Origin of the sequence: Micromonospora sp. WMMD956, from assembly GCF_029626125.1 — a bacterium.
Lineage (GTDB): Bacteria > Actinomycetota > Actinomycetes > Mycobacteriales > Micromonosporaceae > Micromonospora > Micromonospora carbonacea.
In genome coordinates this window covers 4,658,065-4,672,831 of sequence record NZ_JARUBI010000005.1, presented here as the reverse complement: position 1 = coordinate 4,672,831, position 14,767 = coordinate 4,658,065, and the positions used below count along the sequence as shown (strand labels likewise).

The window sequence follows — 14,767 nt, the reverse complement described above, 5'->3', positions numbered from 1 at the left end:
CCGACATGGCGACGCCGCCAGCCGTCCGGCCCGCCGGGCCGGACGGAAGGCCAGCCAGTCGGCCGGGCAGCCAGTCGGCCGGTCAGCCGGGTCAGGGGATGCCCAGCATCCGGCGGATCCGCGCCACGTCGACGTTCATCTGGGCGATCAGCGGCTCCACCCCGTCGAACCGCACCTGGCCGCGCACGTGCTCGGTGAAGTCCAGGGCCACCCGCTCGCCGTAGAGGTCGCCGGAGAAGTCCAGCACGTGCGCCTCGACCCGCCGCTCCCGGCCGGAGAACGTCGGGTTGGTGCCCACCGAGATCGCGGCGGGCAGCCGCTCCCGGCCCTCCTTGCGCAGGAACCAGCCGGCGTAGACGCCGTCGGCGGGCACCGCCGCGTGCGGGTGGCAGAGCAGGTTCGCCGTCGGGAAGCCCAGCTCCCGGCCGCGCTGGTCGCCCAGGACCACGACCCCCTCCAGCCGGTGCGGACGGCCGAGCACGGCCGCCGCCGCGGCGACCTCACCGGCGTCGACCCGGGCCCGGATGTACGTGGACGAGAAGACGGTGTCGTCCTCCGCCACCAGCGGCGCGTCCTCGACGGCGAAGCCGAACGTCCGGCCGAGCTCCTCCAACAGCGCCACGTCGCCGGCCGCCCGGTGCCCGAACCGGAAGTTCTGCCCCACCACCACGAGGGTGGCGTGCAGGTGCTCGACCAGGATGTCGTGCACGAACGCGTCGGCGGGCAGCCGGGAGAACTCCGGCGTGAACGGCACCACGCAGAGCACGTCCACGCCCAGCGCCTCGATCAGCTCGGCCTTGCGGGTCAGCTCGGTGAGCACCGCCGGGTGCGAGCCGGGGCGCACCACCTCGGCCGGATGGGGGTCGAAGGTCACCACCACCGACCGCACCCCCAGCTCGCGGGCGCGGGCCACGGTGTGCCCGATCGTCGCCTGGTGGCCCCTGTGCACGCCGTCGAAGACGCCGATGGTGACGACCGAACTGCCCCAGCCGTCGGGCGTGGCGTCGTACCCCCGCCACCGCTGCATGACGCTCCTCCCCTGTCGTTGCCCTGCCGGCCTCGGCCGGTCGTACCCCGCCGGCCGGGCCGGCGGTCGCCTGTCCCGCCGTCACGCCGGGGCGAGCACGATCTCCGCGCGCGCCCGACCGTCCCGCTCGCTGACGATAGCGAGCAGAGCGCCGGCGGGGCCGAAGACGGCGTACGGCCCCGCGATCCCGACCGGGTCGAGCGGTCCGCCGTGGGAGAGCACCTTCGCCTCGTCGGCGGTGGCCTCCCGGCGCGGGAAGAACCGGTCGGCCGCCGCGTCGAGGGGGAGGTTGACCACCTCGGGGGCCCGCCGCTCCAGCTCGTCGAGGGTCGCGGCCTCGCCGAGGGCGAAGCCGCCGACGGCCGTGCGGCGCAGCGCGGTGAGGTGGCCGCCGACCTCCAGCGCCAGGCCCGCGTCCCGGGCCAGCGCCCGGATGTACGTGCCGGACGAGCAGGTCACGTCGATGTCCACGTCCACCACGCCGGGCGTGTCCCGGCGGACGGCCAGCACGTCGAGTCGGCTGACGGTGACCCGGCGGGCGGGCAGGTCGACGCTCTCGCCGTCGCGCACCCGCTTGTACGCCCGCTCGCCGTTGATCTTGATGGCGCTCACCGCGCTCGGCACCTGGTCGATGTCGCCGGTGAGCGCGGCGAACGCCGCCCGGATCGCCTCGTCGGCGACGGCGTCGGCCGGCATGACCGCGATCACGTCCCCCTCGGCGTCGTCGGTCACGGTGGCCTGCCCGAGCCGAACGGTCGCGGTATAGCTCTTGCCGGCGCCGATGACGTACGTCAGCAGCCGGGTGGCCCGACCGACCCCGATCACCAGCACGCCGGTGGCCATCGGGTCGAGGGTGCCGCCGTGCCCGACCCGCCGGGTGCGCGCCAGGCGACGGACCCGCGCCACCACGTCGTGCGACGTCATGCCGCCGGGCTTGTCGACCACGATCAGACCGTCTGCGCTCACGACCGCCAAGCCTGCCAGACGGGGTCGTGCCCTCCGTCACCGCACGGCACAATGCGGCGTACCCCTGCGCGTTCGTCCCCCAGGAGCCCCGTGAGCACACCGCCGCGCCCGTCGCCGGGCACGCCCGCCTCGCCCTCGCCCTCGCCCTCGCCCTCGCCCGAGCATCGCGCCCGGGTCGACCTGCCCGAATGGATGCGCAACCCCCCGCCCGCGCGGCCGACCCTCGGCCGACGCCTCGCCGGCCTGGTGGAGGCCGCGCCGAGGCTGCGGGAGGCCCGGCGGGCGCTGTGGCGTTGGCGGGACCGGAGCCGGTTCAGCGAGCGACGCCCCGCCGTCGCGGCGATCGCGTCGTTCGTGGTCGTCGCCGGGGTGGCCACGATCCTCGTCGCGGGCACCCTGTACGTGTTCGTGAGGATGCGGGCCGGGGAGCCGTGAGTCCGGCGCGCGGCCGGCCCGACGAAACCGTGCTGCGCGGCCGGGGCGGCGGGTGCGAAGATCATGCGCCTTCGTCCCGTCGTAGACCAGGATCCCGCGCGATGACCGACCCGCAGCCGCCCGTCGCGGCGCCCACCGACGATCCGAGCGCCGCCGGGCCGGGTCGGTCGCCCGCCTCCCGGGTCGACGAGGAGGTGCGGCTGCCGGACTGGATGCGCCAGGTGGGCACGGAGCAGGTGCTGGACCGGTCGGAGCGGCGGCGGCTGGCCTGGGGCCGGCACCGTGGCAAGCTCCTCGTCGCCGTCGTCGCCCTGGGCGCGGCGGGCCTGCTCGGCGCGACGGCGGTCGTCGTGGGCACCGTCGCCGAGGGCGTACGCACCGCCACCGCGCCGACGCCGGCCCCCTTGCCCAGCGGGCCGCAGGACTACTTCGCCGGCACCCCTGCCGCCGGCTTCGCCGTCGGGGAGCGGGGCATCGCGCTGCCCCCGGCGCGGGCCACGGGCCCGTTCAGCGAGGCGCAGGTCCGTACGGCGCTCGACACGACCCGGCGGGCACTGGTCGAGAGCCGCCTGGCCGACACCATGCTGCGCGGCAATCCCGACCGGTTCCTCGGCGTGCTGGCGAAGGATTCCCGCAAGAACCTCGAGCCGTTCCTCGACGACGGGCGGCAGCGACACTTCGTCACCTGGCTCGTCAACGACTTTCGCCTGGTGGACGAGATCCGGGTCGCGGGGAAGGTCACCTACACGGCCACCGAGGACGACAGCGGGGTCCGGGTGCTGGCGGTCACCACGAGGTTCTCCTGGGTGTACGCCTTCGAACGGCTGGCCGGCGAGGCCCCACCCGAGGCGAACCTGGTGGTCGTCCGGGACACCCTCACCTGGCACTTCCCCCACCCCGACGACGTCGCGCCCACGGCACGAGGCCTCTGGCTGGCTTCGGCCGAGGCGTTCTACTGGAACGCCATGTGCGACGAGCTGAGCCGGCGGGGCAGGCTCGACGTCGATCCCGGGCAGTACCCGTCGCAGGGCTGGCGGGCCAACCGGCTGCCCCTGGCAGAGGTCTTCGACCCGGAACGGGCCGCCCGCGTTCCCGGCACCTGCTGACCCGTCCCGCACCCACGCCCCGCAGCCGCAAGCGCGAGGGCATGCCGCGAAGCGGGTGTGAGAAGGGTGCCCTTCTCTACCGAATGCGTTAACAGGGGGCCCTTCCTTACATCCCCCGCACGGCGCCGACGACCGCCCAGCCGCCGGAGCGCAGCCGCAGCAGCAGGGCCGCCAGCCGCAGCAGCACGAACAGCGTCAGCCCGGCCCAGATGCCGCCGAGGCCGAGGTCGAACGCGTACGCCAGCCAGATCGCCGGCAGGAACCCGCCGAGGGCGGCGACGATCGTGAGGTTGCGCAGGTAGCGGACGTCACCCGCGCCGATCAGCACCCCGTCGAGGGCGAACACCACGCCGCCGATCGGCTGCAACGCCACCAGCCACGGCCAGGCGACCATCGCCTGCCCGCGCACCTGGGCGTCGGAGCTGAACAGGCCGGGCACGATGCCGGCCCCGGCGGCGATGAGCGCTGCGAACGCCACCCCGCAGACCGCGCCGAGCAGCGCCATCCGCCGGGCCAGGGCCCGCGCCCCGGCGGAGTCGCCGGCCCCGAGCGCCGCACCGATCAGCGCCTGCGCGGCGATCGCGAGGGCGTCGAGCACCAGGGCGGTGAAGAACCACAGTTGTACGGCGATCTGGTGCCCGCCGACGGCCGCCGCCCCGAACCGGGCGGCCACGGCGGTGGCGGACAGGAAGCTGGCCTGGAAGGCGACGCCCCGCACCAGCAGGTCCCGGCTGAGCAGCAGTTGCTGGCGGATCACCCGCAGCCGGGGGCGCAGCGGCACCCGCTCGCGGGCCAGGGCGGCGGCGAACAGCACGCCGGAGACGGTCTGCGCCACCGCGTTGGCCACCGCCGAGCCGGTCAGCCCCCAGCCGACCGGATAGACCAGCAGGACGCAGAGCAGGGCGGAGAGCAGGTTGGGGCCGAGCACGAACCACAGCGGCCGGCGGGTGTCCTGCACGCCGCGCAGCCAGCCGTTGCCGGCGGCGGCGAGCAGCAGGCCGGGCGCGCCGAGCGCGGCGACCCGCAGCCACCGCGCCGCCGCGTCGGCGACCTCCCCGGGGCCGGCGAGCGCCTCGGCCAGCGGGCCCGCGCCGAGCTGCATGCCGGCCGCGACCAGCACCCCGGCGCCGAACGCGAGCCAGGACGCCTGGACCCCCTCGGCGACGGCGCCGGCGCGGTCCCCGGCGCCGAAGCGGCGGGCGGCCCGCCCGGTGATCCCGTACGCCAGGACGGTGCCGAGCCAGGCGATCAGGGTCAGCACGGTGCCGGAGACGGCGAGCGCGGCCAGCGGCACCCGGCCCAGGTGGCCGATGACCGCCGTGTCGACCAGCACGTAGAGCGGCTCGGCGGCGAGCACCACGAGCGCGGGCAGGGCGAGCGCGGCGATCCGGCGCGGCGACGCGCCGGCGGACGGGGCGGGGGCGGGGGCGGGCTGAGTCATCGACGCCGATCCTGACACGGCCCGGGTAAGGACTGCAAGAACGACGGTCCCTTACTCGAAGCTCGCGCCCGGCTTCGGCGGAGTGATCACCGGGACGCTTGCACTCGAACAGGGAAGGAGTGGCCTCGACATCGGGCGGACACCACTCTTTCCGGCATCGAGCGCGATCTTCGAGGTGGCGCGGGCACGGCGCGGGCGAAGGCTCAGCGGGCGGGACCGGTCGGGCGGGACCGGTCGGGCGGTGATGCCGGCGGCGCGCGGCCCCGGCGGCATCAGCGCCGGTCGGCGTGGGTCACTGACGGGTGTCCATCGACGTCTGGAGCGCGCGGCGGGCCTGCTCGCGCGCCTCGTCGGTGTTCTCGGTCTTGGGCTTGCTGGGCATGGCGATTCCCTCCAGGGAGGCGGGTCACGGGGGACACGGTGGCCCGACGGCCGGTCGTGCTGGACGCCCGTCGGCGGCCCGGGATCACCGGAGCGGCCGGTCTGGACGCGTGCGCCCGGGTCGGTCCGACCCTGGGAGGAGGCGGCGTCGGGTGCGACGCCACCGCCTGCGGACCAGCGCCGCAGCCACGGCGCCGATCGATTCCCAAGTTATCGTTCAGGTCCACATGCTGCCCACTGTTCCCGACATTTGGACACATGGGAGTGGTCCGCGACACGTCGGCGGGGCGTTCGCGCCGGTCACGACGCCCTCGCCGCCGACGCTGCTCAGCGGGCGAGGAAGTGCCAGCCGAGCCACCACCAGAAGCCGAACAGGCCGATCCGGCCGACGGGGACCGGGCCCACCTCGTAGCGCATGACGTAGGCGCAGACGTCGGCCAGCGACGGGATGCGCGAGCCGGGGCGGCGGGCCGCCCACTCGACGGCGGCGAAGAGCGTCAGGGCGGTGAGGAAGCCGCCGATGGCGAGGGCCCGCATCATCGCCGCACCAGCCCCCAGAAGGCGGCCAGCCAGGCGAACCAGGCCGCGGAGCGGACCAGCTCGTCCTCCAGCAGGGGGTCGGCCAGCCGGGAGAAGGTGGGGAACTCGTCGCCGACGGCCAGCACGAAGGTGACCCCCTCGAAGACGCCGAACACGGCCACCGGCAACACCCACCAGACCGCCCCCGCGCCGAGTCTGCGCGGCGCCGGCCGGCGCGGCACCCGGTTGCCCAGGCCCAGCCAGATCAACGCTCCCCCGGTGCCGAGGGTGTAGAGGTTCGCCGAGGCGGAGAACGAGGGCAGTTGCCCACCGACCAGGGAGAGACAGACCAGCACCGGCACGGTGACCACGGGGCGCTCCCACGCCCGGGTCTCCGCGACGGAGAGCTCGCTCGGGTGCTCCATCACCCGATTCTCCCCGCCGTCACCCACCGCAGGAAGGCCGACACCCCCCGGAGTCGCCCCTGATCTACGCCCCGATCAGCGCCTTGTCCAGCTCGGCGCGGATGCTGGCCACCACGTCGTCGGCGCTGCCCCGCCCGGTGAAGCCGGCCGCGAACTTGTGGCCGCCGCCGCCGAGCGCAACCGCGACCCGGCTCACGTCCACCGCGCCCTTGCTGCGCATCGAGACGGCCCACTCGTCGGGGCGGACCTGCTTGACCACGCAGCTCACGTCCGCCTCGGCGGTGCACCGCACCGAGTCGATCAGCGCCTCCAGCACGTACGGCCGCTGGTCGTGCCGGGCCAGGTCGTCGAGAGTGGCGTACGTCCAGACCAGGCCGTTGCCCCCAGCCGCCGCCGGCTCCAGACGGGCCCGGCACATCACCTCGCCGAAGAGCCGCACCGCCCCGAAGGGCCGGGTGTCGAAGACCCGGCGGGAGATGTCGCCGGGGCGGATGCCGGTGGCCAGCAGCCGCGCCGCCAGCTCGTGCACCGCCGGGGTGGTCGCCTCGAACCGGAACGACCCGGTGTCGGTGGTCAGGGCGACGTAGAGGCCCTCGGCGATCCCCGCGTCCAGCCGCACCCCGAGGCGGGCCAGCAGCTCCTCGGCCACCACGGAGGTGGCCGCGGCCCGGGGGTCGACGAGGTTGATCCCGCCGAACATGGTGTTCGACGCGTGGTGGTCGAGCACCAGCGCCGTGCCGGCCGTGGCGAGCCGGTCGACCAGGCCGCCGAGCCGCGACTCGCTCGCCGCGTCGAAGCAGACGACCAGGTCCGGCGTCGGGTACGCGTCCTGCTCGGCGACCAGCAGGTCGAGGCCGGGCAGCGCGCGGAACGGCTCCGGCACCTCCGGCGGGCCGGGGAAGGTCGCCCGGAGCTGGCGTACGCCGAGCTGGCGCAGCCCCAGCCCGAAGCCGAGCATGCTGCCGAGCGCGTCGCCGTCGGGGTTGACGTGACAGATGAGCTGGACCTGCGCGTCGGCCGGCAGGTCGCGTACGGCCGCCACGGCCGCCGCCCAGTCGGCCTCCCCGGGCCCGGTGCCGGCCGCGCCGGCCGCCGGGTCGGTCACGGCCGGTCCGCGCCGCGTGGTGCGTCGGAGTCGGCGGCGGAGCCAGCGGCCTCGTCGGCCTCGTCCTCGTCGGAGTCCTCGTCGAGCCGGTACGGCTGGGCGTCGCCCGCGTACTTGGCCTGGGCGGCGAGGCGTTGCACCTCGGCGTCGGCGTGGCGGGCCGCCGCGAGCAGGTCGTCGATCTGCTTGACCTGGTCCTGCACGTCGTCGAGGACGAAGGTCAGGCTCGGCGAGTGGCGCAGCCCGAGGGCCTTGCCGACCGTGCTGCGCAGCATCCCCTTGGCGCTCTCCAGCGCCGCCGCCGTGCTGGCCTGGGCGGCCGAGTCACCGAGGACGGTGTAGAACACCGTGGCGTCGCGCAGATCGGCGGTGATCCGGGCGTCGGTGATGGTGATCATGCCGAGGCGCGGGTCCTTGATCTGACTCCGCACCACCGACGCGACCAGTTCGCGAATGCGCTCCGCGTGCCGGCGTACCTTGGCCGGATCCGTCATCTCGCCCACCTCCACGGCGTCGGACTCCCGGTCGGCTCCGGCGGCGCGGGACGCCGCCGGAGCCGACCGGCCAACAGTTCGAACACTACCTTCGCGATCGGGCCGGCCGCCGGTGCAGGGCGGCACCGCCCGCGCTGTCAGTCGTCGTCGCCGTAGAGGCGTCGCCGGGCCGACAGCAGCTCGACCTCCGGGCGGCCCGCCACCAGGCGCTCGCAGGAGTCGAGCACCTCGCGCACGTGCGCGCCCTCCGCGGCCACCACGGCCACGGCAATCTCCGCCCGACCGTGCAGGTCGAGCGCCCCCACCTCGGCGGCCGACACCTCGAAGCGGCGCAGCGCCGCCACGATCGGCCGTACGTAGGATCTCTTGGCTTTGAGCGACCGGGAGTCGCCCGGCAGCAGCAGGTCGAAGACCACGGTTCCGGTGAACATCGCCCCGGACGATACCCGCGGTGACCCCCGCATGATCAAGGGGTTTACGCCGTTGCGGGCGTAAACCCCTCGATCAGTGCGTCGGACGCGTCAGGCGCGCGGCTTCTCCCGCATCTCGAAGGTCTCGATGACGTCGCCGACCTGGACGTTGTTGTAACCGCCCAGCGTCAGACCACACTCGAAGCCCTCGCGGACCTCCGTCGCGTCGTCCTTGAACCGCTTGAGGGAGCTGATCGTGAGGTTGTCCGCCACGACCGACCCGTCCCGCAGCAGCCGCGCCTTGGCGTTGCGGCGGATGATGCCCGACCGGACGATACAGCCGGAGATGTTGCCGACCTTGGACGAGCGGAACACGTCGCGGATCTCCGCGCTGCCCAGCTCGACCTCCTCGTACTCCGGCTTGAGCAGCCCCTTGAGCGCGGCGTCGATCTCCTCGATGGCCTGGTAGATGACGGTGTAGTACCGGATCTCCACGCCCTCGCGGTCGGCCATCTCGCGGACCTTGTTGGCGGCCCGCACGTTGAAGCCGATGATCGTGACCGCCTCGGACGAGGCGCTCGCGAGCATGACGTCGCTCTCGGTGATCGCGCCCACGCCCCGGTGGATGATCCGGAGCTGGACCTCCTCGGGGATGTCCAGGTTGAACAGCGCGTCCTCGAGCGCCTCCACGGAACCGGAGACGTCGCCCTTGAGCACCAGGTTGAGCGAGGTCTTCTCGCCCTCCTTGAGCTGCTCCATGAGCGTCTCGAGGGTGGCCCGGCCGCGGGAGTTGGCGAAGGACGCCGCCCGCCGCCGTGCCTGCCGCTGCTCGGCGATCTGCCGCACCGTGCGGTCGTCGGCCGCCGCGAGGAAGGTGTCGCCCGCCCCGGGGACCGCGGTGAGACCGAGCACCAGCACCGGACGGGCGGGACCCGCCTCGGCGACCTGGTTGCCGTTCTCGTCGAGCATCGCCCGGACCCGGCCGTGCGCCCCACCGGCGACGATCGAGTCGCCCGCCCGCAGGGTGCCCTTCTGCACCAGCACCGTCGCCACCGCGCCCCGGCCCTTGTCCAGGTGCGCCTCGATGGCCACACCCTGCGCCGGCCCGTCGATCGGAGCGGTCAGCTCCAGCGACGCGTCGGCGGTGAGCAGCACGGCCTCGAGCAGGTCGTCGATGCCGATGCCCGGCTTCGCGGCCACGTTGACGAACATGGTGTCGCCGCCGTACTCCTCGGCGACCAGCCCGTACTCGGTCAGCTGCTGGCGGACCTTGTCGGGGTTGGCCTCCGGCTTGTCGACCTTGTTGACCGCCACCACGATCGGCACGTCCGCCGCCTTGGCGTGGTTGAGCGCCTCGATGGTCTGCGGCATCACGCCGTCGTCGGCCGCCACCACCAGGACCACGATGTCCGTGACCTGGGCGCCACGGGCACGCATGGCGGTGAACGCCTCGTGACCCGGGGTGTCGATGAAGGTGACCGCCCGGTCCTCGCCCTCGTGCGGGACGTGGACCTGGTAGGCGCCGATGTGCTGGGTGATGCCGCCGGCCTCGCCCGCCACCACGTTCGCCTTGCGGATCGCGTCGAGCAGCTTGGTCTTACCGTGGTCGACGTGACCCATGACGGTCACGACCGGCGCACGGCTGACCAGGCGGTCCTCCGCGACCTCGGCGTCGAGGTCGATGTTGAACTGCGCGAGCAGCTCGCGGTCCTCGTCCTCCGGGCTGACGATCTGCACGTCGAAGCCGAGGTGCTCACCCAGCAGCAGCAGGGTCTCGTCGGAGCAGGACTGGGTCGCGGTGACCATCTCGCCCAGGTTGAACATCTCCTGGACCAGCGAACCCGGGTTGGCGTTGATCTTGTCGGCGAAGTCCGACAGCGACGCGCCACGGGAGAGCCGGACGACCTGACCCTGACCCCGGGGGGCACCCGAGCTCATGGTCGGGGCCGACAGGTTGTCGAACTCCTGTCTGCGCTGCTTCTTGGACTTGCGACCCCGCGTCGGCTTGCCGCCCGGACGCCCGAAGGCACCCGCGGCGCCGCCGCCACGGCCGCGACCGCCACCACCCGGACGGCCACCACCGCCGGCCGGGCCACCCGGCCGGAAACCGCCACCGGCGCCGGGAGCGCCGCCGCCGCCACCGGGACCGCCACGGTAGCCACCGCCACCGCCGCCGCCACCGGGACCGCCACGGTAGCCACCGCCACCGCCGCCACCACCGGGACCGCCGCGGAAGCCGCCGCCACCACCGGGACGACCGGCACCGCCGCCACCGCCGGGACGACCCGCGCCGGGGCCACCGGGGCCACCGGGCCGGCCGGGGCGCTGGCTCGGCATGGACGCCGGGCTGGGCCGCGGCGGCATGGACGCCGGGCTGGGCCGCGGCGGCATGCCCGCCGGGCTGGGCCGGGGGCCGCCGGCACCGGCGGCCGGGGGCCGCTGCTGCTGACCGCCCTGGATGCCGAACGGGTTGTTACCGGCGCCGCGCGCCGGCGGGCGACCGCCCGGCCGGGCGCCGGGGCCCTGACCCTGACCCGGGCCACCGGGGCGACCGGCGGCCGGGGAACCCGGGCGGGGCGGCATCGCGCCCGGACCGGGACGCGGGCCGGGACGGGGACCGCCCTCCGCCGGAGGCTCCCGGCGGACGTTCTCACGCTGCTGCTGGCGGGCGGCCTGGGCGGCCTTGACCGCGGCCTCCTGCTCGGCCTTCAGCGCGGCGGCGCGCGCCTCGGCGGCGGCCACCTCGATGTCGTGGGCACTCGCCGGCTTGGCGACCGGGGTCGCCGGCTGCGGCGGGCCGGGGACCGGGCCCTTGGGCTTCGGTCCGGGGGTCGGCGGGCCGGGCCGCCGGGGCGGCATCGGCTTCGCCGTGACCCGGGGGGCACCCGGGGTCGGGGACGGCGTCGGAGTCGGGGTCGACGTCGGGCTCTGGTTGGCCGCCGGAGGGGCGGACGGCGCCGGCGAGCCGGCGGAGGCGACGAAGGCGTTGCGCAGCCGACGGGCGACGGGCGCCTCGACGGTGCTGGACGCGGACTTCACGAACTCGCCCATTTCCTTCAGCTTGGCGAGAACTGTCTTACTTTCGACCCCGAGCTCCTTGGCAAGCTCGTGTACGCGGGCCTTACCTGCCACTGCACTCCTCACTCCGAGGTCGTGCGGGCAGCACCCGCAGCGACCTCACTCCTGCACTTGAAGCCTGGTCATTTCAGGGACTTCATCGTGTGCTCATGTCGGTCGTCCTACCTTGCTAGCGACCCTCGCCCGGTCGGGATGACCGGACGTAGTGGTTGGCGCATCGACGTGCTCGGCCAGCACACCGTGGTCGACGACCCCGGTGACGCGCAACGCGCGCCCGAAGGCACGGCGGCGCACTGCCAGCGCGAAGCAGGCCGGATCCGGGTGCATGTTCGCTCCCCGACCCGGCAGCCTGCGGGCCGGATCGGGCCGGAGGCTGTGACCAGCCCCGTCGCCGACCGCGACGATCCGCAGCAATTCGCTGGCCGGCGCACGTCGCCGGCAGCCCACACAGGTGCGCTCCGGCAGCGCGCGTCGTACCACTGGAAGAAGTCTACCCCTAGCTCCCCGAGATCGCGCCGCCCGGCTCCCGGACGTGATCGGTCCCGCCCCGCGCGGCGGTCGTCGCCTGCTCCGCGTCCGAGCGGATGTCGATCCGCCAACCGGTCAATCGGGCGGCAAGGCGGGCATTCTGCCCCTCCCGGCCGATCGCGAGGGAGAGCTGGAAGTCCGGCACGGTCACCCGGGCGGTCCGGGTGGCCAGGTCGACCACCTCGACCCGCAGCGCCTTGGCCGGCGAGAGCGCGTTGCCGACGAAGGTGGCCGGGTCGTCCGACCAGTCGATGATGTCGATCTTTTCGCCGTGCAGCTCGCTCATCACGGCGCGGACCCGCTGCCCCATCGGCCCGATGCAGGCGCCCTTGGCGTTGACGCCCGGCGTGGTGGACCGCACCGCGATCTTCGTGCGGTGGCCGGCCTCCCGGGCGATGGCCCCGATCTCCACGGTGCCGTCGGCGATCTCCGGCACCTCCAGGGCGAACAGCTTCTTCACCAGCGCCGGGTGGGACCGGGACAGGGTGATCTGGGGGCCGCGCATGCCCTTGGCGACGTGCACCACGACGCAGCGGATCCGCTCGCCGTGGGCGTACCGCTCGCCGGGGACCTGCTCCGACTGCGGCAGCACGCCCTCCAGCTTGCCCAGGTCGACGCTGACGATGCCCTTCTCGCTGCGCGCCTCGTGCGCCTGCACCACGCCGGTGACCAGGTCGCCGTCGCGGCCGACGTACTCGCCGAAGTGCACCTCGTCGGTGGCCTCCCGCAGCCGCTGGAGGATCACCTGCTTGGCGGTCATGGCCGCGATCCGGCCGAAGTCGTGCGGGGTGTCGTCCCACTCCCGCACCACCGTGCCGTCGTCGTCCAGCTCCTGGGCGTAGACCAGGGCCGCGCCGGTCTTGCGGTCGATCTCGACCCGGGCGTGCGGCTCGGCCCCGTCGGTGTGCCGGTAGGCGGTCAGCAGCGCGGTCTCGATCGCCGCGAGGATCGTGTCGAACGGGATCTCCCGCTCGCGCTCGAGTGCGCGCAGCGCCGCGAGGTCGATGTTCACCTCTCCTCGTCCTCCACATCATCTTCGTCGTCGATGTCGTCAGTGTCTGAGCTGTCGCCGGACCCGTCGTCGGCGATCTCGTCGAGCTCGTCGTCGGCCACCTCGTCGAGGCGGTGGAACTCCACCTGCACCCGGCCGGGGCCGAGCTCGGCGTGAGCGAACTCCGTGCGGCCGGAGTCGGTCTCCAGCACCACGCGCTCGTCGTCGGCCTCGACCACCCGGCCGGTGACCTGGCGGTCGCCGGCGGGCTGCTCGGCGCGTTGCCCGGGCAGCGCGGCCCGGACCGTCACCTTCACCAGCCGGCCGACGTTGCGCCGCCAGTGCCGGGGCAGCATGAGCGGGCGGTCCACCCCGGGGGAGCTGACCTCCAGCTGGTATTCGCCTGCGAGGATGTCGCCGCCGGACTCCTCGGCGGCGTCGAGCGCGGCGGAGACGGCCCGGGAGACGTCGGCGACGGCGTCCAGGCTGATCCCGCCGTCGGCGTCGACGATCACCCGCACCACGTGCCGGCGGCCGGCGCGGGAGACGGAGACGTCCTCCAGGTCGTAGCCAGCCCCGTTGACCACCGGCTCGATCACCGCCCGCAACCGGGCCCGCCGCGCCGCGAGGTCCACCCGGGGGCCGCCGACGCGGTCACCGCCACGCGGGCCGTCGGCGCGCCGGGGTCTCCCCGTCGGCCCCGTCGACCTGGTGGTACGGCCCCGCTGCGTCATCTGGCGCACCCCTTCGTGAACGACGACGCCCGGTCGGACGCCATGCCGGCACGCCACCGGGGCAGACGCGCCGGTGGCTGCGCAGAGCGTAACGCGCCTACGGCGCGGCGGGCCGGGCGGCGCACCGACGCCCCTGGCCCACGTGTCCGCCGCGATGGTGTTGACTTGTCCGGTGGCAAGGGGCAGAACGACACCGCACGACCGAGCACTCGGGCATTCCCGGCGAAACCTTTTGCGCGCGGGCGCGCTCCTGGCGCTCGGCGGGGCCGTCGCGCCGCTGACCGGCTGCGACCTCCTCGACCGTGGCGACGAGCAGGACCAGGCCCCCGACCCGCTCGAACCCCTCGCCACGCAGGCCCGCGAGCTGGCCGCCCGGCACCGCGCCGCGCTGGCCGCCGACCCGGGCCTGGCCCCGCTGCTCACCCCGATCGCCGACGCCCACGAGGCGCACGCCGCCGAGCTGGCGAAGCTGACGGGCCGCCCGCCGGCCTCGCCGGGGCCGTCGCCGGAGGCCACCACCGGCGGCGACCGGGCGGCGGTGCTGGCCGCGTTGCGCAAGGCCGAGCAGGACGGCCGCGAGGCGGCCGCGAAGCTGTGCGCGGCGGCCCCGGCCGACCGGGCGGCCCTGGTCGGCTCGATCGCCGCCGCGCGGGCGACCCACGTGGAGGCGCTGAAGTGAGACACCGCCAGGCACCGTCCGGCCCGGCCGAGGCCCTGGGCGGCGCGCTCACCGCCGAGTACGCCGCGGTCTTCGCGTACGGGGTGATCGGGGTGCGCCTCGCCGACGCCGCCCGCACGGCCGCCCGCCGCGCCGAGGCGGCGCACCGGTCCCGGCGGGACGCGCTGGTGCTCCAGCTCAGCGCGGCCGGCGGCACCGTCCCCGCCGACAAGGCCGGCTACACGCTGCCGTTCCCCGTCACCGACGCCGCGAGCGCCCTGCGGCTGGCGGTGGAGGTGGAGGAACGCACCGCGGCCTTCTGGCGCGTGGCGCTGCCGCACACCACGGGCGAGGACCGCAACCGGGCCCTCGCGGCGCTGACCGACTGCGCGGTGCGGGCCACCAAGTGGCGGCGCACCGCCGGGGTGACTCCCGTCACCGTGGCCTTCCCCGGCCGCCCCACCTGACC

The 14,767-nt window shown here is 74.8% G+C and carries 15 protein-coding genes and 2 pseudogenes; 4 read left to right on the top strand and 13 right to left on the bottom strand.

The features are described from left to right. Positions 1-91 precede the first annotated feature (91 nt). Positions 92-1,027 carry a bifunctional riboflavin kinase/FAD synthetase gene (locus tag O7628_RS21160; RefSeq protein WP_278133023.1) on the bottom strand — a complete coding sequence of 312 codons (936 nt, stop codon included), beginning with the start codon at positions 1,025-1,027 and terminating at the stop codon, positions 92-94. Between the two features lie 81 nt (positions 1,028-1,108). After that, positions 1,109-1,993 (bottom strand): tRNA pseudouridine(55) synthase TruB, encoded by an 885-nt coding sequence (gene truB / locus O7628_RS21155; RefSeq protein ID WP_278133022.1) that lies wholly within the window; start codon positions 1,991-1,993, stop codon positions 1,109-1,111. 90 nt (positions 1,994-2,083) lie between these two features. On the opposite strand from truB, the gene O7628_RS21150 reads away from it, so the two are divergent. Further along, entirely contained in the window at positions 2,084-2,428 is a 345-nt protein-coding gene (locus O7628_RS21150) for a hypothetical protein (RefSeq protein WP_278133020.1), read from the top strand. Positions 2,429-2,529: 101 nt separating this feature from the next. Continuing rightward, positions 2,530-3,534, top strand: coding sequence for a hypothetical protein (locus O7628_RS21145; protein ID WP_278133019.1), 1,005 nt, complete (start codon positions 2,530-2,532; stop codon positions 3,532-3,534). Positions 3,535-3,640: 106 nt separating this feature from the next. On the opposite strand, the gene O7628_RS21140 is transcribed toward O7628_RS21145, so the two are convergent. From O7628_RS21140 to rimP, 11 genes and pseudogenes are all read right to left on the bottom strand, one after another. Then, on the bottom strand, positions 3,641-4,975 hold the full coding sequence (locus O7628_RS21140; RefSeq protein ID WP_278133017.1) for an MATE family efflux transporter: 1,335 nt from the start codon (positions 4,973-4,975) through the stop codon (positions 3,641-3,643). A 708-nt stretch (positions 4,976-5,683) separates the two neighbouring features. Further along, positions 5,684-5,893: a DUF6186 family protein gene (locus tag O7628_RS21135; protein ID WP_176734820.1), complete on the bottom strand. Its 210-nt coding sequence runs from the start codon at positions 5,891-5,893 to the stop codon at positions 5,684-5,686. Continuing rightward, positions 5,893-6,300 (bottom strand): hypothetical protein, encoded by a 408-nt coding sequence (locus tag O7628_RS21130; protein ID WP_043962414.1) that lies wholly within the window; start codon positions 6,298-6,300, stop codon positions 5,893-5,895. Before O7628_RS21130 ends, O7628_RS21135 begins: the two co-directional genes overlap by 1 nt. 64 nt (positions 6,301-6,364) lie before the next feature. Beyond that, entirely contained in the window at positions 6,365-7,405 is a 1,041-nt protein-coding gene (locus O7628_RS21125) for a bifunctional oligoribonuclease/PAP phosphatase NrnA (protein ID WP_278133015.1), read from the bottom strand. Next, positions 7,402-7,899 carry a 30S ribosome-binding factor RbfA gene (gene rbfA / locus O7628_RS21120; protein ID WP_278133013.1) on the bottom strand — a complete coding sequence of 166 codons (498 nt, stop codon included), beginning with the start codon at positions 7,897-7,899 and terminating at the stop codon, positions 7,402-7,404. The genes O7628_RS21125 and rbfA overlap by 4 nt, the downstream gene beginning before the upstream one ends. 137 nt (positions 7,900-8,036) lie before the next feature. Continuing rightward, positions 8,037-8,330 (bottom strand): DUF503 domain-containing protein, encoded by a 294-nt coding sequence (locus O7628_RS21115; RefSeq protein ID WP_074473882.1) that lies wholly within the window; start codon positions 8,328-8,330, stop codon positions 8,037-8,039. A 90-nt stretch (positions 8,331-8,420) separates the two neighbouring features. After that, positions 8,421-10,877 (bottom strand): annotated as a pseudogene (gene infB, locus O7628_RS21110) (translation initiation factor IF-2); the annotation flags it as partial. A 423-nt stretch (positions 10,878-11,300) separates the two neighbouring features. Next, positions 11,301-11,441 (bottom strand): annotated as a pseudogene (locus O7628_RS32705) (translation initiation factor IF-2 N-terminal domain-containing protein); the annotation flags it as partial. 93 nt (positions 11,442-11,534) lie between these two features. Beyond that, positions 11,535-11,867: a YlxR family protein gene (locus O7628_RS21105; RefSeq protein WP_074473880.1), complete on the bottom strand. Its 333-nt coding sequence runs from the start codon at positions 11,865-11,867 to the stop codon at positions 11,535-11,537. A gap of 16 nt (positions 11,868-11,883) precedes the next feature. After that, complete coding sequence (gene nusA / locus O7628_RS21100) at positions 11,884-12,927, bottom strand: transcription termination factor NusA (protein ID WP_278133009.1); 1,044 nt, start codon at positions 12,925-12,927, stop codon at positions 11,884-11,886. Next, the gene (rimP, locus tag O7628_RS21095) at positions 12,924-13,640 is read right to left on the bottom strand and encodes a ribosome maturation factor RimP (protein ID WP_278133007.1); all 717 of its coding nucleotides are present in this window, start codon (positions 13,638-13,640) and stop codon (positions 12,924-12,926) included. The genes nusA and rimP overlap by 4 nt, the downstream gene beginning before the upstream one ends. Positions 13,641-13,812: 172 nt before the next feature. On the opposite strand from rimP, the gene O7628_RS21090 reads away from it, so the two are divergent. Beyond that, complete coding sequence (locus tag O7628_RS21090; protein ID WP_278133005.1) at positions 13,813-14,319, top strand: hypothetical protein; 507 nt, start codon at positions 13,813-13,815, stop codon at positions 14,317-14,319. Further along, on the top strand, positions 14,316-14,765 hold the full coding sequence (locus O7628_RS21085) for a ferritin-like domain-containing protein (protein ID WP_074473877.1): 450 nt from the start codon (positions 14,316-14,318) through the stop codon (positions 14,763-14,765). The genes O7628_RS21090 and O7628_RS21085 overlap by 4 nt, the downstream gene beginning before the upstream one ends. The last annotated feature ends 2 nt before the right edge of the window (positions 14,766-14,767 follow it).